The organism is Vibrio sp. Y176 (assembly GCF_033438945.1).
Genome location: NZ_JAWOQS010000513.1, coordinates 1 through 709, shown reverse-complemented (window position 1 = coordinate 709; position 709 = coordinate 1). Strand labels below are relative to the sequence as shown.

At 45.8% G+C, this 709-nt stretch carries 1 pseudogene; it reads left to right on the top strand.

Going from position 1 to position 709, the window contains the following annotated elements:
* Positions 1–81: 81 nt before the first annotated feature.
* Positions 82–709: pseudogene (locus R7O13_RS27040) on the top strand (MoxR-like ATPase); the annotation flags it as partial.

The following is a 709-nucleotide window of genomic DNA, read 5'->3' as shown; positions in this document are numbered from 1 at the left end:
TGGACCAAGAGAAAGCGTCTTACATCGCGACAGTGACTTACTCCTTCTAGGAAAATAACAACAATTAAGGATATCCAAATAATGTTTAAAAAATTGACTCTGGTGTCAGCAATAACGGCCGCACTTGCAGGCTGTGGCGCAGATGATCAGGCGTATGACTATGTCGAAAGAGATGCAAAAGAAGTCGCAGTAAAAGATCTTAAAGACGGTCGTTGGTTTTACGTTCCGACGACTGGTGCCGCGCCACGCTTTGCTCTGAACCAATTCCCATTCTTGCAAGGTTCACCTCGTTACGTTGAGCTTTGTTTTACCAAAGAAGGTCTGGAAGTTCGCAGTTACGATAAAAACTACCCAGACGCGCATCTAAGCAAAGATGCTAATAACTACTGCGGTGAAGAGAAATTTGTCGCAGACGACGACGGCGTTAACTTCGCGCAAGTGCTGACGATTCCGGGTGACTTTGCGGCGTATCGCTGTCAAGAAGACGCGCATGGTGATTGCACCAACAAAGAAGAAACCAACGAAGACGCAAGCCTAAACTACAAGAAGAAAACCCACTTCACTCCTCGTCCTGAAGATCTCGAAATTGCAGAATTCAATATGGAAGATCTGTATGGCATTACCGAGGGCATTGATGAAATTGGCGCACCACGATTGATCTCGTGGGACTTTGACCCTAAAAACGGTCTTCTCAATTTCGAACTAGAGC